The sequence below is a fragment of the Exiguobacterium sp. s35 genome (assembly GCF_018617535.1).
Lineage (GTDB): Bacteria > Bacillota > Bacilli > Exiguobacteriales > Exiguobacteriaceae > Exiguobacterium > Exiguobacterium aestuarii.
Genome location: NZ_JACSKI010000003.1, coordinates 150878 through 166557, shown reverse-complemented (window position 1 = coordinate 166557; position 15680 = coordinate 150878). Strand labels below are relative to the sequence as shown.

Genomic DNA, 15680 nt, shown 5'->3' with positions numbered 1-15680 from the left:
AACCTTATATTAAGCCGATTGAAGATGATAATCATCATCAATCATTATCATTTAATCGAGATTTATTCTCAATTAGAAAGAAGGGATTCTATGAACGTCCAATCGGTTACACACGAAAAAAGCCACGTTTTCAAACGGGCTAACTGGTACGAACATATCGAATTGATTATGGCGCTCATTAGCGGTGTATTGATTGTACTCGCTTATATCGCCGAAACACAAGAAGGAGCTCCTTGGATTCATGTCACGCTTTACTTATCTGCCTTTTTCATTGGAGGATACGCAAAAGCGAAAGAAGGGATCACAGATACGATCGAGACAAAATCCCTGAACGTAGAGCTACTCATGATTATCGCCGCCATCGGTGCCGCATCCATCGGCTATTGGATGGAAGGTGCGATTTTAATCTTTATTTTTGCTCTATCAGGTGCCCTCGAAACGTACACGATGAATAAAAATGAACGTGCGCTTGAATCGTTGATGGAACTACAACCTGAACAAGCAACTCGTTTAACCTCTTCTGATGAACTTGAAGTTGTGCACATTGACGACTTGAAAGTCGGTGATCGGATTTACGTCCGCCCAGGCGAACGCATCCCTGTCGACGGACGAATCATGAAAGGAAGCGCATCTGTCGAAGAAGCCGCTATCACAGGAGAGTCTGTCCCGGTTGACCGACAAATCGGAGATGACGTGTTCGGCTCAAGCGTCAACTTAAACGGTGTCTTGACGATTGAAGTGACTAAGCTTGCGACCGAGACGTTGTTCCAAAAAATCATTCAAATGGTACAGCAAGCGCAGGAAGAAAAGTCGCCTTCTGCGCAGTTCATCGACCGCTACGAAGGGCGATATGTACAAGTTGTCCTCCTATCCGTCGCAGCCATCATCCTGCTCGGCCCCTTCTTCACGTCATGGTCTCTCGAAACGAGCATTTATCGCGGAATGATTTTACTTGTCGTCGCTTCTCCTTGTGCCCTTGTTGCCGCCATCACGCCTGCTGCCCTAGCAGCCATCGCCTCATCCGCGAAACACGGGATCCTGTTCAAAGGTGGTGCTCATATCGAGAACATGGGACGGTTGAAAGCAATCGCATTTGATAAAACCGGAACGCTCACGATCGGGAAACCAATCGTCCAAGAAGCGCTTATCTCACCTGATTTACAGGAAATCGAGGTCAACCGAATCGTCAGTTTGATTGAAGAGCATTCGATGCATCCGCTCGCAGAGGCACTTGTCTCTTATACCGGAAAACATACCGGGGAGATGACGCACTTTAAAGACATCACCGGTTCTGGAATCGAGGCGACAATTGACGGGACGACGTATCGCGTCGGTAAACAGAAGTTCGCTGACCGAAGTGGTGACTTCTTCAAAAAAGATGTGGAACGGCTGAAAGAAGCCGGTCACACACTCGTGTTTATTAGTGATGACTCTCGCACAATCGGCGCCTATGCCCTCCGAGACACATTGCGGTCCGAGGCTAAAGTAGCAATCAAGCGTCTGAATGATCTCGGGATCGCGACGATCATGATTACGGGAGATAATGAAGCGACTGCTCGTGCCATCGCAAATGAAGCTGGATTGACACGTTATATTGCCGAATGTTTACCAGAAGAAAAAGTTTCACAAATCAAAACGTTACGTGAAGAGTACGGTTCAATTGGAATGATAGGCGACGGCATCAATGACGCACCTGCTCTTGCGACCGCTGATGTCGGAATCGCGATGGGTGAAGGAACCGATGCTGCTCTTGAAACAGCCGATGTCGTCTTGATGAAAAACGACCTCATGCGTTTGAGCGACGCCATTCGCCAATCATGCAAGCTGAACCGAATCGTCCTACAAAACGTCGTCTTTGCGCTCGGTGTCATTCTCGTTCTTATTGCCACAAACATTTTCGAACTGCTCATCATGCCATTCGCGGTCGTCGGACACGAGGGTTCTACTATTCTGGTCATCTTGAATGGACTTCGTCTTCTCACCTCTTCATGGGAGTAACCGATTCGACAAAATCGAATCGACGATTGAAACGATATGTCGATTTCGTTATAATTGAAACAATGTGTCTAAATAGACTGAAACAGATCGAAAGATTGGCTAAAGGTGGTACATGATATGAATACGATTGCAGTCATCGGCAAAGTGTTTGTCGATATTAAAGGAACATCTTTCGCACCGCTTCATAAAGATGCGAAAAATGTCGGCGACATCACTTTCTCTAATGGCGGAACAGGTCGGAACGTTGCTCAAAACTTAGGTGTACTCGGTAATGACGTTCGCTTCGTCTCAACTGTCACGAACGACCAAATCGGGGTCGGCGTCCTCGAGGAGTTACGTGGTTTACAGGTCAATGTCGATGGTGTCGATATGCTCGACGATAACGGAATGGGAATGTGGCTCGCCGTCATGGATAACAATGGCGACCTCCAAACATCGATTTCGAAACAACCTGACGAAGCTCGGATGGAAGAAGCGATTTTACGCCGAATCGATACGGTCTTTAAAGAGAGCGACGCGGTCGCAATCGACTTAGACTTGTCCGTCAACGTCTTAAACGAAACGATTGAACTTTGCCGTGAGATGGACTTGCCACTATACGGTGTGTGTGGCCACCTTTCTGTCATCGAACGGAACCGCCATTTACTCCAAGGCTTCACTGGATTCATCTGTAGCCGCGAAGAAGCGGAAATCTTGTCCGATATGTCAATCGTCACGGTGGACGACGCACTACGCGTCGCCGAAGTACTCGCCATGAAAGGTGCACCCCTCACAATCGTTACGATGAGCGAGCTCGGTGCGGTTTATGTCGACCTTCGTACGAATGAACAAGGTCACGTCCCAACAACGAAAGTGAAAGTGGCCGACTCTACTGGGGCCGGTGACTCATTCTTCTCCGCTGTCATCTCAGAACTGATGAAACAGCATCCAATTGAAGATGCGCTTCGTCTCGGGATGCGTGTCGCAGGAAAAGTCATCGCGTCACACGAGAACGGATTGACGCAAGATATGTATGATTCATTAGAACAACCTACGCAAAAATGAGTTGAACGCATCGACGAATCGTCGATGCGTTTTGTGCAAAATTACAGGAATGAAAGGAACGATCTCAGTGGTTCGAACGAAATTAAGAAGTGCGATCATTCTCATGAATGACCAAGATGAAGTGGCTTTGATTCGCCGCGAAAAAGAGAACGTCTTGTATTACGTATTCCCTGGAGGCGGAGTGGAATACGGGCATACGACTGAAGAAACAGCCGTTCGTGAAGCGTTCGAAGAACTCGGCGTTCATGTCGAATTAGAAGGTGTTGCTGCCTATGTCGCCTTTAATAACGAGTTAAACCCTTACTATTGGGCGAAGATGACAGGTGGCGAATTCGGTACCGGAACGGGTGAAGAGTTCCAGGAAGAGCAGACAAACGGCTCCTATACCCCGATGTGGATCAAACGATCGGCGCTACCCCATCTTCCGGTCCGTCCTCCATCACTCGCTGAAAAGCTCGCCTCGCATGAGTCACGTTTTTACGATTTGACGTTATCTGAGGATTAATCATGTGTATCCTCGACTGAATTCGGGAAACATTTTTTTAATGACCGAGTCAGGAGGGTTTTATGATGGCAATGACAGAAGTAAAGGAAAAAAAGAATTGGTTCGGGTTTGGCAAAGAGTTATTCCGTCGTTTTAAAGAGCATGATGTACAAGATTACGGGGCCACGCTCGCATTCTTTTGGTTTTTATCGATTTTCCCCGGAATCATCTTCATTTTGGCACTCTTATCATTTTTTGATGTCTCACAAGATTCATTCCAAAATCAATTGAACGATTTGGCGCCGGGTTCCGCTGCTTCCGGATTCTTGACGGGTATTTTTGACGCAATCGGGGAGCCGCGGGGCGGTCTCTTATCGCTCGGTGCGATTTTGGCCATATGGTCTGCCGCAAAAGGGGTCGATCGCCTCATCACGACTTCCCTACACGCGTATGGCGAGGACAATGAACGGAATTTCTTTGTCAAAAAAGGATTAGCGCTTGGTTTGACGATTTTACTCGGGATTGGGATGTTACTCCTCATTCTCTCGAACGTGTTCGGGGCGCAAATCATTTCGTTCGTCACCGAATATTTACCCGTCAACATTACCGGGGCAGAAGAGATGATGATCAACGTGTTCCGCTACGTCTTGACGACGGTTGTCTTGATTTTGACGCTTTCGATTTTTTATAAAGTTTCACCGCAACAACACGTATTCTGGAAAAGTACGATTCCAGGAGCCATCTTCGGTGTCATCGGTTGGCAGCTTGTATCTTTCGGATTCAGTTTGTACGTCTCAAACTTCGGAAGTTACGACTCCACCTATGGATCGCTCGGTGGAATCATCGTCACGTTGCTTTGGTTACAATTGACGGGAATGATCATCCTCATCGGGTCTGAAATTAACGCGACGTGGATGCGTTTCTTTAAAACGCCAAGTGAACAAGAATATGAACGTGACTTCAAGAAGAACAAAAAGAAAGCGAAACAAAAACAAGAAGAGGATGACTACGAAGACATCCCAACGAATACGTATGGCTAATACAAAAAGGAGCACGTTCAAGCTGAACGCGCTCCTTTCTTATGCCTCTACCGGATCAAGGCGTCCCGTCGCCGGATCAATCACGAATCCATGGACGTTCGTGCCTGGTGGCAACAGTGGATGATTGTTGATCAGGTTGATTGAATGAACGACATTCTCCTCGACCGAATCAAATCCATGTAGCCATTGTTCCAAATCCATCCCTGACGATTTCAACGTCTTCAACGTCTGAGGATCGATTCCTCGTCGTTCCATCTCTTCAATCACAACAGACGGCTCGATTGCCGCCATCCCACAATCGTAATGACCGACCACGACAACTTCCTCCGCGCCTAGCGCATAAAGCGCGACTAAAATCGAACGCATGGCTGAACCAAATGGATGCGACAAGACAGCTCCCGCATTTTTGATGATTTTAGCGTCTCCGTTCTTAAGTCCTAGCGCTTGAGGTAACAGTTCCGTCAAACGTGTATCCATACACGTCAAAATCACAATTTTTTTATCCGGAAATTTATCAGATACGAACGGCTCGTACTGTTTTTCCTCTACGAAACGTTTGTTAAATTCAAGCATTTCTTTTACGACTGACACGTTAACGCCTCCCCTTTTCTCACATCACAAATCTTGAAACAATGAGTCCGACGACCATCCATGCCCCGAACAACGTATTCACTTTCGCCGTCATCGCCATTGCAGGCATCAATGCGGCCGGTTCAGCCTTTTGCCAAAAGCGTTGAATCGCTCGAACCATGACCGGCACGGTGAATAGTGATAGCAAGACCCATGGCGTGACTCCATAATACACGACAGCAACGATGATGCCGACTAATGCGGCGATAAAGAATGCCGCGAGCACATATACAGCACGTCGATGACCAACTAGACACGCGATAGTTTTTCGCCCGTTCTCTTTATCGTTATCTAAGTCGCGAATATTGTTCGCAAGTAAGATCGCCCCAATCAACAAGGCCATCGGGAACGACACGAGCAACAACTCCGTCGTCACCGTATTGATTTGAATGTAGCCAGCGATTCCAATGATGACATATCCCATGAAGAGACCGGCAACAATCTCACCAAACGGCGTGTACGCAATTGGTAACGGGCCTCCCGTGTACAAGTATCCAACGAGCATGGATAACGCACCGACCCAAAGCAGGTGCCAACTCGTTGACGCTGCGATATAAAGTCCGAGTATCGCCGAGACAGCATACATGCCAAGGGCGATTGATAGGATTTGATTTGGCGTAAACCCGTCGCGCACGATGGACCCACCAATCCCGATCGATCCTTCATGGTCTAACCCTCGCTTATAGTCATAATACTCGTTAAATAAGTTCGTTGCGATTTGAATGAGGACTGACGCGACTAACATCGCAAGAAAGAGTCCCCACTTCAGTTCAGTTTGATCGAGGACGATGAACGTCCCGAGCAAGACCGGAATAAAGCTTGCTGTCAGGGTATGTGGGCGAATCATTCGCCAATATGCCCCTTTTGATTTCTGTTTCATTTCGTTCCCTCCCTTCGTTAGTTTACGTCTCGATGAAAAAATCTGTCAACGCTAGCCATCTCTCTCACGTTCCTTACAATTTCTCAAGCATTTCATAGGCAAGTGGATTGCGAACTCATGATACACTAAAGAGTGAGAATTCTATCGGATTGAGGAGGCTTTTCTTTCATGCCAGATACTCAAACACATATAAAACAACGAATCGAGCAAGCCCACAAACGGGCACGAGCTTGGCAACGACCTGTGCTCGCATCCTACACATGGGAAATTTCGGCGTTCGATGCGTTTCAAATCATCCAGAACACGGATACGTCCCACTATTACTTCATGACACCGGACCGCACACTTGAAATGCTCGGTTGCGGAGACGCGCTCGTCTTGAGTGCCTCTGGACCCGAACGATTTCAGCGACTCCAGTACGATTGGAGTCTTCATCGGCGAGATGTCGATGCGACCGTTCATGCGTTTGCTGGCTTTTCGTTCGATACGTTCATGCGTCCACAAAAGAGTATGTGGGATGCCTTCGGGGAGGCATCGCTCGTCGTTCCAAAATTTTTATACCGCCGTTATAAAGACCGACACACATTGACAGTCGCGACCCTTGTCTCTTCGAAACAATCGGTCGAACAGTATTTAATTCAATTAGCCGATCAATTGGCGCAATTCAGCTCACTACGCCCGGCCGAAGAATCAACACCGTCCTATTCGAAAGTAAAAGACGGTGTGGAACATTACAAATCAAGTTTTCAGCAAGCCAAGCAGTTGATCGAGGAAGAGCGAGTCGAAAAAATCGTCATCGCGCGAGAAGAAATTTATCAACGTTCCGATGACGCTTTCCCTTTCGCTAAGAGTTTGAAGCATTTGGCGGACCATCAAGAGTCGAGTTACATCTACTTATACCAACCTAAACGTGACATCGGCTTCTTCGGAGCGACACCTGAACGCTTGATTCAAAAAGAAGGGATGCGACTGAATACAGCTGCTATCGCCGGAACAATCAAGCGCCCTCAGACTGAAATTGAAAGCGACCTCGCGAAGGAACAATTGTTACACGATGCGAAAAATCGTGAAGAACATCAAATCGTCGTGAAAGATATTAAGCAAGCTTTGGCACCTTACACCGCACCGATTCACACGAGTGAGATACCGCAAATTCTTGCGAATCGATCGGTGTTCCACCTGCACACTCCGATCCAAGCGACACTCGAAACAAACGCTTCCTTGTTGTCGTTAGCGGAAGCACTCCATCCAACCCCAGCCCTCGGAGGCTCACCGAAGCGGACATCGGTCCGATTGCTTCGTGAAATCGAGCGGTTCGACCGCGGATGGTATGGTTCACCATTTGGCTGGGTCGACAACGAAGGGGATGGTGAGTTTGTCGTTGCCATCCGCTCAGCACTCGTCCAGCAACAGTTCGTCGCACTTTACGCAGGAGGCGGGATTGTCAAAGACTCGGTTCTCGAGCAAGAGCTTGAAGAAACCGAAATGAAAATGAGTCCAATCAAACAAGCTTTACAGTTTGATTCGCACGATTAAGGAGGCACCCTACATGAATAAGATGTTGACCGACTGGGTAGCATCCATGGTGAATCGACTTGTTGAATCCGGCGTGACCGACGTGGTCATTAGTCCAGGTTCTCGTTCGACCCCACTCGCGATGGCGGCTTATTTGCATCCGCAAATCCGCCATCACATCATCGTCGACGAACGCTCCGCCGCATTTTATGCCCTCGGACTGACTCGCTCGACGGACACCATTCGTCCTGTCGCACTCATCTGTACGAGCGGGACGGCTGCGACAAATTACTACTCGGCAGTGACAGAGGCGTTTATTTCGCAATTGCCGCTCATCGTCTTGACTACCGATCGACCACATGAACTACGGAACGTCGGGGCACCACAAGCAATCAATCAAGTTCGATTATACGGTGAACAAGTAAAGACGAGTCTCGACTTACCCGTACCTGAAGAAGCAACGCTGTCGTTCATGCAGCAGACAGTCACCCGGTTCACGAACCTCGCCATGCAGTCACCCATGGGACCCGTTCACTTGAATGTCCCATTCCGGGAACCGTTGCTACCAGACCTTGAACAGTTGAAGCTGATGCTGAGAGGTGAACCTGCTATACCGGAAAGACAGAGCGTTCGCCCGACAAATACCGACCGGGAAATCTTTTTGGAACGTACGAGTCAAAAGCAACTCGCATTCGTTGTCGGCCCTTACACACCGATGTCATGGCAAAAAGCCATTTACAAATCGGCGATCGAGCATAACATCCCGATTTTTGCCGATCCACTCAGCGGCATGCGTCGTTTCGACGGTGTCTTGTCGAACTACGATACGTGGCTCGCAAGTGAACATAAAGCCGACTGGTTACCGGATGTGTTCATTCGATTCGGTGCCGCGCCCGTTTCAAAACGGCTCAATCAGTGGATGACTGCGACGGAACTAGTTGTGATTGAAGAGCCGGGCTCTTATCGTGACCCAAGTAGCCGCGCGACCATCTGTTACGGAGACGCACGCGACTTTTTACTACTCATTGAATCAACGAATGACCCACGTTACATCGAGCGACTACGTTTCTTCGAGGATGTCACGGAAACGGCGAAGCCTTCACTCCAGGGAGAAGCCGAATTGACGAAACGGTTACTCGATACGTCAATCGAACGTCTTTTCGTCAGTAACAGTATGCCGATCCGTGATGTCGATACGACATTATCCGCTGGAAAGAGCGTGCAAGTTCTTGCAAACCGAGGCGCCAACGGGATTGACGGTGTTCTTTCGAGCGCACTCGGTAACTGTTATGACACGTCTCATGCTGCTTTGTTAATCGGTGATTTGGCATTCTATCATGACAGTAACGCTTTACAACTGTTGAAGCGACATCCCGGGAAGTTTTCAGTGGTGATTTCGAATAATAATGGTGGAGGAATCTTCTCCTTTTTACCGCAAGCGTCTGTCGATGCCCAGCTTTTTGAAGATTTGTTTGGGACACCGCTTGATTTGAATATTCGTGGATTTGCCGAGACTTACGGATTATCCTATCGTCTGATTGAGCAGCCACAGGAGATTCAAGAAGCGATTGAAGACGGCATCCATTTGATTGAGTTCCCATCAAATCGAGAGCAGAATGTAACAACTCACCGAGGATGGAGACAATCTGTCTGCGCTCGTCTCATCACGGAGAACGAGGCATGACCATCAACTTGAGAGGTACCCACTACGAAGTAAGCATTCGAGGGGAAGGAAAACCGGTATTGTTCTTACACGGGTTCACGGGAAATGCTCATTGGGTTGATTCGTTCCCCACCTTACCCGTTCGACTCGTGTCGCCTTCATTGTTGCAACACGGCACAACGGAACACCCTCCCGTCAATCGTTCGACGATGAGTCAACAAGTGAAGGACCTATCACGCCTACTCGATCTAGACGACCGTCCTTGGACAGTCGTCGGTTATTCACTAGGTGGTCGAATCGGGCTGACACTCGCCGCGTGCGATCAGCGCGTCGAACATGTCATCGGAATCAGCACAACACCCGGGCTCCGCTCTTCTAGAGAGCGGACAGCTCGTCGACGTCAAGACGAAGAGCTTGCCCGATTCATCGAAACCGAAGGACTCGCCGCTTTCGTCAAGCGATGGGAGAACCTTCCGCTTTGGCGACAAACTGAAGAGATGAAACAATCACTCAGGAAGGACCGACTCGCACAACATCCCATCGCTCTTGCGAACAGTTTGCGGGCCATCGGTACAGGTCACATGCCGTCGCTCTGGGGCGCATTGCACCACCTTCCCCACATCGACTTGATTGTCGGGGCAGAAGATTCTAAGTTCAAAGCGATTGCACGAAACATGCAGAAAGAACGGTCTGATATTAAAATCTACGAAATTTCAGATGCAGGGCATGCTCCTCATATCGAGAATGCACCAGAGTTTGGTACAATAATAAAGAAATTGATTTTAGGGGGTATTTAATATGGAATCAGTAGCGAACTGGACATCGGTCCGTACGTATGAAGACATTAAATATGAAACATGGAATGGGATTGCTAAAATCACCATCAACCGTCCAGAGGTACGCAACGCGTTCCGTCCATTGACGGTCAATGAATTGATTGATGCATTCGCACGCGCACGCGACGATAAAGAAGTCGGCGTCATCATCTTGACGGGTGAAGGCGAAAAGGCATTCTGTTCAGGTGGAGACCAAAAAGTTCGTGGGCATGGCGGATACGTCGGGGAAGATGAAATCCCGCGCTTGAACGTCCTCGACCTTCAACGCCTCATTCGCGTCATTCCAAAACCAGTCATTGCCATGGTCGCAGGTTTCGCAATCGGTGGAGGACATGTCCTTCACGTGGTATGTGACTTAACGATTGCAGCGGACAACGCTCGCTTCGGACAAACAGGTCCTAAAGTTGGTTCGTTCGATGCAGGATATGGTTCTGGTTACTTAGCACGCATCATCGGTCATAAGAAAGCTCGTGAAATCTGGTACCTTTGCCGCCAGTACGATGCACAAGAAGCACTCGAAATGGGACTCGTCAACACAGTCGTCCCTCTCGATCAACTCGAAGCAGAAACAGTCAAGTGGTGCCAAGAAATCTTACAACACTCACCAACTGCACTTCGCTTCTTGAAAGCAGCAATGAACGCGGACACAGACGGTCTTGCTGGACTTCAGCAACTCGCTGGAGATGCAACGCTTCTCTACTACACAACTGATGAAGCGAAAGAAGGACGAGATGCGTTCAAAGAAAAACGTGACCCTGACTTCGGTCAATTCCCACGTTTCCCTTAATTTTGTTGAGAGAGTAGCGATTCCGCTACTCTTTTTTTGGAGGTTACAGACATGTATGAATGGATTGATCAACATCCGGCATCACAGATTGCACTCGTGACACGTGACGAAAGACTGACGTGGGAAGCGTTACGTACCGAGAGCCTGCAACTTGCCCAATACATCCATGAACAGGCAGCAACTGCCGAAAAGATTGGCATATTCGCTAAAAACAGCAAAGACTATATCATCGCCATCCATGCGGTGCACCTGCTCGGCAAAGTACTCGTTCCAATCAACACACGATTGACCGAAGAGGAAGTGCGCACTCAGTTAAACACAGCAAGAGTCGATTTGCTTCTCGTCGATGACGAGGGCGATTTGCCGGTCACACAACTTTTAGTGACACATCGGGCGCTTTCATGTTTCACTGCGACACATGAGTGGAAAGAAAATGACACCATGTCTCTCATGTTTACGTCCGGTACGACGGGGCGGGCCAAGGCTGTACAACAGACGTATGGGAATCATCTCGCAAGCGCACGTGCTGCCGAAGCGCATCTAGACTATCACCCATCCGACCGCATGCTTACGGTGACGCCACTCTTTCACATGAGCGGACTTTCTCAAGTGTATCGGAGTGCAATCATCGGTTCGACACTTTATGTCGAGCCACGCTTTGATGTCGACCGAACTCTTCATTTAATTGAAACTGAAGGTATTACCCAGTTGTCACTCGTCTCCATCATGCTACAGCGACTGCTTGATGCCGGGCTAGAAAAACACTGTCTTCGCACGTTGCTCGTCGGAGGTGGACCGGTGCCTCGCCCGTTACTAGAAGAAGCAGAGCGACGACAGTTACCGGTCGCTCAAACATACGGTATGACCGAAACGTGTTCTCAAGTCGCCACGCTACTTCCAAGCGAAGCGCTCTCACATATCGGTTCGAGTGGTCGAGCCATCGCACCGACCGTGATCCGGATCAGTCAGGACGGGGAGATTGAGGTAAAAGGACCGACCGTGACAAGTGGGTACTTCGAGCAACCTGAATCAGATGCTTGGACACAAGACGGTTACTGGAAAACAGGTGATCTCGGAACGATGAAAGACGGGTACTTATATGTACACGATCGCCGAAGCGACCTCATTATTTCTGGTGGCGAAAACGTGTATCCTGCTGAAATCGAGGCTGCGATGTTACGATGTGCCGGTGTCCGAGACGTTGGGGTTACGAAACAAGCACACCCGACCTGGGGAGAAGTCCCGCTCGCCTTCGTCGTCGGATCATATGACCCGACGGAGATGCAGGAAATCCTCGATTCCCAGTTAGCCAAGTATAAACATCCGCTTGCGATTCATTACGTAGAGGACCTACCCCGAAACTCGAACGGAAAATTAATGCGTCATCGCTTAAAGGAGCTATTGCCATGATCAAACGTGCTGACCTTTCAATCGTCCCTTTGACATTTAAACACCCCATCGTAACGGCGCACGCCGTTTTGTCGGTGAGACGAACACTCATCCTTCGACTTGAAACCGTAGATGGTGTCGTCGGATATGGCGAAGGTGTCGCCTTTGAGACACCTTGGTACACGGAAGAAACGACCCAGTCCATGATTGATACATCAAAATTGATTCTTCATCTATTAAAGGGCATGACAGTCACGACGGACGTGTTTCCGACCCTCGTCTCATCGGTTATCGGTCAACGAATGGCGAAAGCGATGTGGGAAAGTGCATTATGGGAGATTGAAGCAGCACGCGCGAACATGTCACTTAAGTCGTATATGAAGGCCGGAGATACCGTCTCCTGCGGTAGAACGATTGGGATTGGGCTACTCCATCAGACGATGAACTCGATTGAAGCAGCGCTAGCTGATGGTTTCGAGCGAATCAAATTAAAAGCCTCCCCTAATGAATTACTCCCGGCACTACGCGAAATCCGAACCGTCTTCCCAGATGCCCCACTCATGATTGACTTAAACGGAAGTGCTTCCGATCAATCACTCGAATGGTTCGAACAAATCGACGCCCATCGGTTATTGATGATTGAACAACCGTATCCGAGTCGACAGTTCGTTAAATCGGCGACTCTTCAACAAAAACTCAAGACACCAATCTGCCTCGATGAGTCGATTACGTCTTACGACGATGTGGAGACGATGACGAAACTCGGCGCGGGTAAAATCGTCAATATTAAGCCTGCACGTGTCGGTGGTTTCAGTGAGGCGTTGCACATTCGGAAACACGGAACACCGTACTGGGTCGGTGGGATGTATGAATCCGGAATTGGAAGGTATCACACGCTTTTATTCGCTTCGCTCAGCGGCGCGAGCTTTCCGGCGGATATGTCGGGGACGAGCGCTTACTTCGAACAAGATTTGCTCGATACACCGCTCGAGGTCGAGAATGGGAAGTTGACGCTTCCGGATTCGGTACAACCCGACTGGGATGTGATTGAACAGCTACGCGAAGAAGTGATTTTCTTGCAAACATAAAGAAGGTGCGGTTCACGAGAACCACACCTTTTTTTAACGGAATGACCCCGTTAACACTTCATATCCATCTTCGGTGACGATGACCGTATGCTCGAACTGTGAGACGAGGCTCTTGTTCGGTGTGAAGAGTGTCCATCCGTCTTCTTCCGACTGATAGACGATTTCGTCTTTCGTCGAGATGAATGTTTCGACCGCAATCACTTGCCCAGCTTTTAAGAGCTGATTCTCTTCGCGGCTGTAGTAGTTCGAAATCGTCTCCGGCTCTCCGTGTAACGTCCGACCGAGTCCGTGTCCGGCCAAGTTACGGATGACCGTGAATCCATTCTTTCTCGCGTCGGCATAAATCGCTTTCCCGATCTGATTGACTTTCACGCCCGCTTTGACTTTGCTAAGACCCGCTTCGAGCGACGTCAACGACACTTCGACCAATCGTTCATGTTGAGGTGATTTTGCTGCGCCCGCAATGACCGTACGACCTGTATCCGCATAATAGCCATCCTTTACAGCCGAGACGTCAACGTTGACGATATCGCCTTCTTGAATGACTTCCTCTCCAGGAATCCCGTGGGCGGCGACGTCATTGAGTGAGATACACGTGTACCCTGGGAACTCATACATCGTAATCGGTGCAGAAGCCGCACCCTCTTCTTCTAAAATACGTTGCCCAATCGCATCCAATTCTTTTGTCGTCATGCCCGGTTTGACGGCTTTCGCCATCTCATCTCGTGCAAGTGCGACGATTCGACCGATCTCGCGTAACGCATCGTAATCATAATCTAACATCATAACTCTTCCTTTCAGTCTAATAATCGATTCTGGTACAAATATTCTTCGGATATGTCGGCGAATAAGAACATGCCGTCGGGTAACGGATAACTGAACGTACGCGTCACTTCGTTTGAACTAAAATCACGATAGTCTCCTGATAAATAACCACGTCCTCGAACGTCCATGGCCGCCATCGTTTGAATGAAATATGGACGGAAACTCCAGTTGTAACCCCGATACGTATTATCGACACGCCATTCTCCGTTCACACAGTAGACGTTTGCACTCGTCTGAAAACCTGTCTTATCCGTCAAATAGTAACGGACAAACACTTCCTCGAGCTTCGGTGCAATGTATTGAATCCACTCGTCTTTCTTATCTCTCGACCATTTCCCGGATTGAACGAGTTCTCCGATTCGACGATGTAACTCAAACTCAAGTTCGTATAAACGATTCAATCGCTTCTGGTCATGTAAAAAGAAAGAAGGCACTTCTTGCGCCAAGACACCCATTCCTTTGATTTCTCGTTGTGGAAGCTCGTCTTCTAGACCAAGCAAACCACCCATATAATAGCGACCGCCGTGTTGCCAAGCATAACGAAGCTGTCCGATATGGTTGATGGATTTGTACAGTAGCGGTGCACCGAGCTTCGAAGCGATATATTCCATCGTTTGAAGCATATTCGGATAGGTGACAGACAACGTCTTTTTCTCTACCATCGTACCGAGATCGACAAGCAACAATTCTGGCGCGAGTGTCATAATGTCCTCGATACTCGTCGACTCTGCGAAGTCTAGGGCAATTTTTAGTCCATATGAACGGTAGTATTGAATGACACGCGATAGGCGAGGAACATCAACCAAATCCGTCCCCTGAAGCGTCACATAAATACGATGTAACGGGAAATTCAATTCGCGAAGCGGAGCTAAAAAAGCTTCTCCTCCTTCTTCAAGAATCCATTCCGACCGACATCTGAACGTGACGAATGGCTTGGCGTCTCGAAGTTGTGCTGCTGCCAATTGCTCCATCCGTTGGGCGATGTCTAACTGATACTCGAGCGGAACGTCATCATCATAAAAAAATGGTGTCAACGATTCGCCTCGGAATCGCCCATGTACCATATAGCCTTCCACTTGAAACGTCGCCGCTCCAAGGATTGGTTCATACGTCACCATCACTTCTTCAGGATGGACCATCACTTCTACAGCATCCATAACTCATCACCTCTTCGTTAAATGCGAAAACGAGCTACAATCAGCTCGTTCGCGTGTGTACATACATATAGGCACCGAAACAAGCAATAAAATAGGCGATACTCATTACGCCATATGCAATGCCCATCTTTCCGCCTACTCCAATGGCTAACACTAAAAAAATCATCGCTCCAAACAACAATGTCGCCACGGGGATATAACGAAAGTTAGGACGGTCTGTCTTTGACACGATTGGTTTGAGTGCGAGCACACAACCAAATAGCACAAGGAGACCGAAACTTAATTCCACCATCCGTTGACACCTCATCCTTCTATCTCTACTCAACTAGTGTAGCACGACACAA

General features: G+C 48.6%; 15 protein-coding genes. 10 read left to right on the top strand and 5 right to left on the bottom strand.

Annotated features, from left to right (window positions below):
- Positions 1-90 precede the first annotated feature (90 nt).
- The 4 genes from KNO75_RS12880 (at position 91) to KNO75_RS12865 (ending at position 4566) form a co-directional block, all read left to right on the top strand.
- Positions 91-1998 (top strand): heavy metal translocating P-type ATPase, encoded by a 1908-nt coding sequence (locus KNO75_RS12880; RefSeq protein WP_214822197.1) that lies wholly within the window; start codon positions 91-93, stop codon positions 1996-1998.
- A 117-nt stretch (positions 1999-2115) separates the two neighbouring features.
- Entirely contained in the window at positions 2116-3042 is a 927-nt protein-coding gene (locus tag KNO75_RS12875) for a carbohydrate kinase family protein (RefSeq protein WP_074033083.1), read from the top strand.
- A gap of 67 nt (positions 3043-3109) precedes the next feature.
- Positions 3110-3547, top strand: coding sequence for an NUDIX domain-containing protein (locus KNO75_RS12870; protein ID WP_214822195.1), 438 nt, complete (start codon positions 3110-3112; stop codon positions 3545-3547).
- Positions 3548-3612: 65 nt separating this feature from the next.
- A complete protein-coding gene (locus KNO75_RS12865; protein WP_214822190.1) occupies positions 3613-4566 on the top strand; it encodes a YihY/virulence factor BrkB family protein in 954 nt (317 codons plus the stop codon).
- A gap of 39 nt (positions 4567-4605) precedes the next feature.
- On the opposite strand, the gene KNO75_RS12860 is transcribed toward KNO75_RS12865, so the two are convergent.
- Together KNO75_RS12860 and KNO75_RS12855 are read right to left on the bottom strand one after the other, a co-directional pair.
- Positions 4606-5139 carry a beta-class carbonic anhydrase gene (locus KNO75_RS12860; RefSeq protein ID WP_074033130.1) on the bottom strand — a complete coding sequence of 178 codons (534 nt, stop codon included), beginning with the start codon at positions 5137-5139 and terminating at the stop codon, positions 4606-4608.
- A gap of 37 nt (positions 5140-5176) precedes the next feature.
- Positions 5177-6076, bottom strand: coding sequence for a 1,4-dihydroxy-2-naphthoate polyprenyltransferase (locus KNO75_RS12855; protein ID WP_214822189.1), 900 nt, complete (start codon positions 6074-6076; stop codon positions 5177-5179).
- 168 nt (positions 6077-6244) lie between these two features.
- On the opposite strand from KNO75_RS12855, the gene KNO75_RS12850 reads away from it, so the two are divergent.
- From KNO75_RS12850 to menC, 6 genes are read left to right on the top strand one after another with little or no spacing between them, the layout of a single operon-like run.
- On the top strand, positions 6245-7612 hold the full coding sequence (locus KNO75_RS12850) for an isochorismate synthase (protein WP_214822188.1): 1368 nt from the start codon (positions 6245-6247) through the stop codon (positions 7610-7612).
- Between the two features lie 13 nt (positions 7613-7625).
- Positions 7626-9275, top strand: a complete 1650-nt coding sequence (gene menD, locus KNO75_RS12845; RefSeq protein WP_214822187.1) for a 2-succinyl-5-enolpyruvyl-6-hydroxy-3-cyclohexene-1-carboxylic-acid synthase — start codon at positions 7626-7628, stop codon at positions 9273-9275.
- On the top strand, positions 9272-10051 hold the full coding sequence (locus tag KNO75_RS12840) for an alpha/beta fold hydrolase (RefSeq protein ID WP_214822186.1): 780 nt from the start codon (positions 9272-9274) through the stop codon (positions 10049-10051). Before menD ends, KNO75_RS12840 begins: the two co-directional genes overlap by 4 nt.
- Before the next feature lies 1 nt (position 10052).
- Positions 10053-10877 (top strand): 1,4-dihydroxy-2-naphthoyl-CoA synthase, encoded by an 825-nt coding sequence (gene menB / locus KNO75_RS12835; RefSeq protein WP_214696369.1) that lies wholly within the window; start codon positions 10053-10055, stop codon positions 10875-10877.
- Positions 10878-10928: 51 nt separating this feature from the next.
- On the top strand, positions 10929-12287 hold the full coding sequence (gene menE, locus KNO75_RS12830; protein ID WP_214822183.1) for an o-succinylbenzoate--CoA ligase: 1359 nt from the start codon (positions 10929-10931) through the stop codon (positions 12285-12287).
- On the top strand, positions 12284-13354 hold the full coding sequence (gene menC, locus KNO75_RS12825) for an o-succinylbenzoate synthase (RefSeq protein WP_214822181.1): 1071 nt from the start codon (positions 12284-12286) through the stop codon (positions 13352-13354). Before menE ends, menC begins: the two co-directional genes overlap by 4 nt.
- Before the next feature lie 33 nt (positions 13355-13387).
- On the opposite strand, the gene map is transcribed toward menC, so the two are convergent.
- The 3 genes from map to KNO75_RS12810 are packed head-to-tail and all read right to left on the bottom strand — an operon-like array spanning position 13388 to position 15628.
- Positions 13388-14137: a type I methionyl aminopeptidase gene (gene map / locus KNO75_RS12820; RefSeq protein WP_214747207.1), complete on the bottom strand. Its 750-nt coding sequence runs from the start codon at positions 14135-14137 to the stop codon at positions 13388-13390.
- 14 nt (positions 14138-14151) lie between these two features.
- A complete protein-coding gene (locus KNO75_RS12815; RefSeq protein ID WP_214747210.1) occupies positions 14152-15336 on the bottom strand; it encodes an EAL-associated domain-containing protein in 1185 nt (394 codons plus the stop codon).
- Between the two features lie 40 nt (positions 15337-15376).
- Positions 15377-15628, bottom strand: a complete 252-nt coding sequence (locus KNO75_RS12810) for a hypothetical protein (protein WP_214696381.1) — start codon at positions 15626-15628, stop codon at positions 15377-15379.
- Between the last annotated feature and the right edge of the window lie 52 nt (positions 15629-15680).

Excerpts from the sequence above, each read along its gene's own strand:
- menD (WP_214822187.1), top strand. The coding sequence starts at position 7,626 with ATGAATAAGATGTTGACCGACTGGGTAGCATCCATGGTGAATCGACTT.
- menE (WP_214822183.1), top strand. The coding sequence starts at position 10,929 with ATGTATGAATGGATTGATCAACATCCGGCATCACAGATTGCACTCGTG.
- KNO75_RS12810 (WP_214696381.1), bottom strand. The coding sequence starts at position 15,628 with ATGGTGGAATTAAGTTTCGGTCTCCTTGTGCTATTTGGTTGTGTGCTC.
- KNO75_RS12855 (WP_214822189.1), bottom strand. The coding sequence starts at position 6,076 with ATGAAACAGAAATCAAAAGGGGCATATTGGCGAATGATTCGCCCACAT.
- KNO75_RS12840 (WP_214822186.1), top strand. The coding sequence starts at position 9,272 with ATGACCATCAACTTGAGAGGTACCCACTACGAAGTAAGCATTCGAGGG.
- KNO75_RS12880 (WP_214822197.1), top strand. The coding sequence starts at position 91 with ATGAACGTCCAATCGGTTACACACGAAAAAAGCCACGTTTTCAAACGG.
- menC (WP_214822181.1), top strand. The coding sequence starts at position 12,284 with ATGATCAAACGTGCTGACCTTTCAATCGTCCCTTTGACATTTAAACAC.
- KNO75_RS12815 (WP_214747210.1), bottom strand. The coding sequence starts at position 15,336 with ATGGATGCTGTAGAAGTGATGGTCCATCCTGAAGAAGTGATGGTGACG.
- menB (WP_214696369.1), top strand. The coding sequence starts at position 10,053 with ATGGAATCAGTAGCGAACTGGACATCGGTCCGTACGTATGAAGACATT.
- KNO75_RS12860 (WP_074033130.1), bottom strand. The coding sequence starts at position 5,139 with ATGCTTGAATTTAACAAACGTTTCGTAGAGGAAAAACAGTACGAGCCG.
- KNO75_RS12875 (WP_074033083.1), top strand. The coding sequence starts at position 2,116 with ATGAATACGATTGCAGTCATCGGCAAAGTGTTTGTCGATATTAAAGGA.
- KNO75_RS12850 (WP_214822188.1), top strand. The coding sequence starts at position 6,245 with ATGCCAGATACTCAAACACATATAAAACAACGAATCGAGCAAGCCCAC.
- KNO75_RS12865 (WP_214822190.1), top strand. The coding sequence starts at position 3,613 with ATGGCAATGACAGAAGTAAAGGAAAAAAAGAATTGGTTCGGGTTTGGC.
- map (WP_214747207.1), bottom strand. The coding sequence starts at position 14,137 with ATGTTAGATTATGATTACGATGCGTTACGCGAGATCGGTCGAATCGTC.